The following is a 4,199-nucleotide window of genomic DNA, read 5'->3' on the forward strand; positions in this document are numbered from 1 at the left end:
AAGGGTTTCGCCTGCTTCGTTCACGACGACATGGCAGGTGATGCACTGGCGGAACGCCTTCTCGCCGGCCTCGGCATTACCGGAAGCCTCTTGGGCGAACACTGGCCCCGCGACAAGGGCTGCAGCCGCGGCAAGAGCGAACTGGTTCTTCATTTGTCTCTCCCTGAATCGAATGCTCGCTGCATACCATGGAGTGCAGTTTTTTCAAGGTCAAAGCAAATACCTGTCAACCCGCAATGATGTCCCGCGGCGGCGGAACACGCCACCAAATCGCCGCGATGAACGCAGGAATTTCGCGGGCTGATCTTTGAGCGGTTCTAATGGTTGCATCGCGGCGCCATTGCCGGTTCGGCGCACCGCATTGACGCGGAATCCGCCACCCCTGCGACAGGGTGTCGCAGCCTGCCCTGCCGGATGATCCGGGGCGGTCCACCCTATATCCCGCGCAGATCCTTTCGCCGAATCTCGGGCTTCTCGGGCGCGTCCTTGCGCGCAGGCAGCATCCAGCGCCAGAGCCTTTCGTCGGGCAGCGGCAGGACCATCAGCCAGTGTTCCAGAAGCGCCAGCGCCGTGATCGCGGACAACAACGCGAAGCCCACGACCTCGTGCGGGGCGGATACGGAGACCATCCGTTCGAGCCAGCAATAGACAGCGAAGGTCAGGAACGAGACGGAGAACGGGAACAGCCAGTTCAGGCGCGAGATGCGGAAATGGCTGGGCAGATGCGCAAGCGGTGTGGGCAGGAATTCGACATTGATCTTGGGCACGCCGAGAAACAGGTTCAACTTGGCCGAGATGCGCGCGAAGAACAGCACGGTGAAGGTCCACAGGCCCACCGTGTTCGGCGAATCGTATGTCGTCACGAGCATCACGAACAGGATCATCACCAGCAGCGTCTCGTGATACGCGATCGTGCCATAGGCGCGCATGAAGCGTTCCCAGCCGCGCGTCTCTTTGTGGCAATGGGTGGTGTTCGGACCCGTGATCACCCCGGTCAGGAAGGCCAGCTCGACCCAGCCCCAGATCGCGAGGGCCGCGAGGAACGCCAGATAGGAGGCGCCCGCCGTTTCCATGTACCTGGTCAACTCGTAGAGCAGCACCCCGCCCCCAAGAAGGGGCAGGGCCACGATCGTGGCGCGCAGATGCGCCAGGCGCCCGCGATGCTCGGCCCGGCGCACGACCACGAGGATCGCTCCGGTGGAGAACCACCAGATGAAAAGCGCCGCGAGCGCCGCGAACCAGGCCGATTCGATCAATATACGGGCTCCAGTCTGGTCTTCACGGGGACCTGATGTTTCTTCGCCGGGATCGTGAAGAGCATGGCAAAGGCCCATGCCGCCCGGGCGCTGCCGGCCCATTGCGAGAGCTTGCCGCCCACGCCGCCCGCCTTTTTCGCCCGGTCGACCTGGACCGAGGCCACCTGAAGGGCCTTGAGCCCCTTCATCCAGCGCGGGTGGTCGATGTCGAGCATGATCGGGAAGACCTGTTTCGACAGTTCCGACGTCTTGCGGAACACCTCCTGCCCATACCAGTCGGTATCGACGTCCAGCGCCTTGTGGAAAGCCGGGCGCTGGTGGTCGCGGACATACATCGTGGCATAGACCGCGGTCAGGAAGAACCTGATCCACCAGACATTGATGCCCGAGGTCAGTTTCGGGTCCGTCTTCATCAGCAGGGCGAAGGCCTCGCCATGGCGGAACTCGTCATTGCACCACTCGCGGAACCACTTGAAGATCGGGTGGAACCGCTTGTCGGAATGCGCCTCGAGATGGCGGTAGATCGTGATGTAGCGGGCGTAGCCGATCTTTTCGCTCAGGTAGGTCGCGTAGGAGATGAACTTGGGGCGGAAATGGGTGTATTTCTTCTTCTGGGTGAGGAAGCCCGGGTTCACCGCGATCCCCGCCTCGCGCAGCGCGTCGTTGATGAAGCCCGCATGCCGCGCCTCGTCGCGCGCCATCAGCTGGAACAGTTCGGTGATGTCCTGGTTCTTGCCGCGCCGCTTCATCTCCTTGTAAAGCACGCAGCCCGAGAACTCGGCCGTGCAGGAGGAGATCAGGAAGTCGATGAATTCCTTGCGCAATTGTGGGTCCATGCCGTCCCAGTCGACATGGTCCCAGTTCTCGTCCTTCTTGAAGTGGCCCTTGTTCGGGTCGGCCTTCATTTCCTCGATGAGCTGGTCCCAGTCCTTGCGGACGGGGGTGACGTCGATCGCGTCAAGCTCGTCGAAATCGGTGGTGTAGAAGCGCGGGGTCAGCAGGGTATCCTGCATGGCGACCGCGGTTGCGCTTTCGCTGTCGAGGACGGCCCGGGCCTCCTGGATGGCCAGGCCCTCTTCGACGGTGGTGGCATCGGCGGTATGGACGTTCACAGCGTGGCCTTCTCGGAAAAGGAGAACTCGCAGAGTTCCATGACTTCCAGATCGCCGGTCAGCCGCGTCCACAGACGCTCGACGGCCGAAGCGCGTGTAATGGTGGCCACGCGATCTTCGGTCACGACCTCGCCATAGGGGGCCATGATCTCGGGGCCGTGCACGAGAACCTCGTCGCCCGGGTGGACGACGGCCCCGTTGTTGAACCGCACATGAGCGTGGAGGCTCTCGAACTTGTGGGAAACCTCAACCGTGCAGGGTGCGGTCTCCTTCTCTCGTGTAAAAAGTCCCATTTCCCGGTTCCCTGTTTTTTGTAGGAGGACCCATGTTCCCAATCCTCCCGATCAATCCAGCAGCCGCGCGAAAGCTGCCGCGTTTTTGGCACCGAAGCCGATCAGTTCCGCACGCCAACCAGTCAGGTCGTCGTACAGGGAGAGCCGCCCGCTTTCGTAGCGGACGAGCCTGACAGGCGCGTCGAGAGGCGCGTCGATCTTGCCGCGCTCATGCCGCAGCACCCGCCAGATGCCGGAGATGAACCCCCCTTCGAGGGATCCGAATTCGCGAATGATGTTGCCATCGATATCATAGACCGTGGCCCGGCCCGAATTGCTGCCCTCGATCACGATCTGACGTTCGATGGCAATCGGCGCATCCTGGTCGGGAAGGGCCGAGAGCGGCTTGTCCGTCAGCCGCGCCCACGTCACCATCACAAGCGCAAGCAGAACCGTGCCGAACATGGCCTTGATCATGATCGGCGGGATCTTTTCCATCCCGTCGGTCTTCCGCGGGCGCTTCTGGGGGTCGCTGGCGGCCATTGGCTACTCCGCTGCCAGCGTGTCTTCGTCCGGGACGCGCGCGATCTTGGGTTCGGAAACCCGCGTTTCCGCGGCTTCGGCGATCAGCCTTGCAACCTTCGCCGCGTCAGGGATGCAGCGGAACGCGGGTTCCGTGCGGGCAATGCGCCAGGGACGGACATGAGGCCAGCACAGAAGATAGGAAAACCGGGTCGTTCCCATCAGTTCGAAGGCGATCGTCCCGGTTCCGGATTTCCGGAGGTCAAGATTGGCGTTCCCAATCCAGGTATAGGGCAGGTTCAGCGTCATCGTGAGCGCCGCGCCAATCCGCAGGACGACCCTGCGATTGGTGACCGTGTAGACCGCCGCCTTTGCCTGGACGAGGGACGTGACCGCGAGCAAGGCGCAGACCACGGCCCCCAGGACCAGGAAGAACGAGGAAGCGACCGCCGCCTGGGGCAGAGACATCGTCTCGGTGGCGACGATCACACGCCAGAGGTAGAGCACGACGAAATAGCCGCCGACCCAGTAAAGCGCGAGGCTCTCGCGGGCCAGAACCCACCAGTCGGGCGAACCCTGCCAGAGGATGTGTTCCCCCTCCGGCAGATGCTCGGGCAGGCCCTTGATGGGCTCGACGTCGAAATCGTCGTGGGACATGCGTCCGTTCGCTCCTCGGGTTTAGAGTTGCGGTTCCTGCCGCGCCGGGTCGGCATAAAGCGTGCCACCGGCATAGTAGGCGCAAATCTTCTCTTCCTCCAGCTTGGTCACCTTGTTGGCCGACTTGATGGTCGGCACACCGGCGAAGTGCTTGCCATAGATCAGGCGCACACCCACCTGGGGCTTGAACCGGCTGATGACGGCGACCTGCATCGGGATCAGACGGCGTCCGCCACCATGGGCCTCGTCCAGTTCGGCCTCGAGATAGCGCACCAGTTGCTCGGGCTCGTCGATCCACATGTCGACGATCTTGCCCACCGCCTCGCCGTCACCGGCGATCACGGTCATGCCGCGCGGGTCGCGCCCGGCCGACACCTTGA

General features: G+C 62.9%; 6 protein-coding genes. All 6 read right to left on the reverse strand.

Annotation, left to right across the window (positions count from 1 at the left end; genetic code table 11):
- Positions 1 to 434: 434 nt before the first annotated feature.
- On the reverse strand, positions 435 to 1,256 hold the full coding sequence (puhE, locus tag ENN83_RS01825) for a putative photosynthetic complex assembly protein PuhE (RefSeq protein ID WP_349760086.1): 822 nt from the start codon (positions 1,254 to 1,256) through the stop codon (positions 435 to 437).
- Positions 1,253 to 2,368 carry a magnesium-protoporphyrin IX monomethyl ester (oxidative) cyclase gene (acsF, locus tag ENN83_RS01830; RefSeq protein ID WP_287183360.1) on the reverse strand — a complete coding sequence of 372 codons (1,116 nt, stop codon included), beginning with the start codon at positions 2,366 to 2,368 and terminating at the stop codon, positions 1,253 to 1,255. Before acsF ends, puhE begins: the two co-directional genes overlap by 4 nt.
- Positions 2,365 to 2,661 (reverse strand): hypothetical protein, encoded by a 297-nt coding sequence (locus tag ENN83_RS01835; protein WP_287183361.1) that lies wholly within the window; start codon positions 2,659 to 2,661, stop codon positions 2,365 to 2,367. Before ENN83_RS01835 ends, acsF begins: the two co-directional genes overlap by 4 nt.
- Before the next feature lie 51 nt (positions 2,662 to 2,712).
- Positions 2,713 to 3,183 (reverse strand): photosynthetic complex assembly protein PuhC, encoded by a 471-nt coding sequence (puhC, locus tag ENN83_RS01840; RefSeq protein ID WP_287183364.1) that lies wholly within the window; start codon positions 3,181 to 3,183, stop codon positions 2,713 to 2,715.
- 3 nt (positions 3,184 to 3,186) lie between these two features.
- Positions 3,187 to 3,819: a photosynthetic complex putative assembly protein PuhB gene (gene puhB, locus ENN83_RS01845; RefSeq protein WP_287183368.1), complete on the reverse strand. Its 633-nt coding sequence runs from the start codon at positions 3,817 to 3,819 to the stop codon at positions 3,187 to 3,189.
- Positions 3,820 to 3,840: 21 nt separating this feature from the next.
- Positions 3,841 to 4,199: PRC-barrel domain-containing protein (locus tag ENN83_RS01850; protein WP_287183370.1), on the reverse strand; the 359-nt coding region annotated here is incomplete at its 5' end.

This window comes from Rhodovulum sp. (assembly GCF_011048875.1).
Lineage (GTDB): Bacteria > Pseudomonadota > Alphaproteobacteria > Rhodobacterales > Rhodobacteraceae > Rhodovulum > Rhodovulum tesquicola.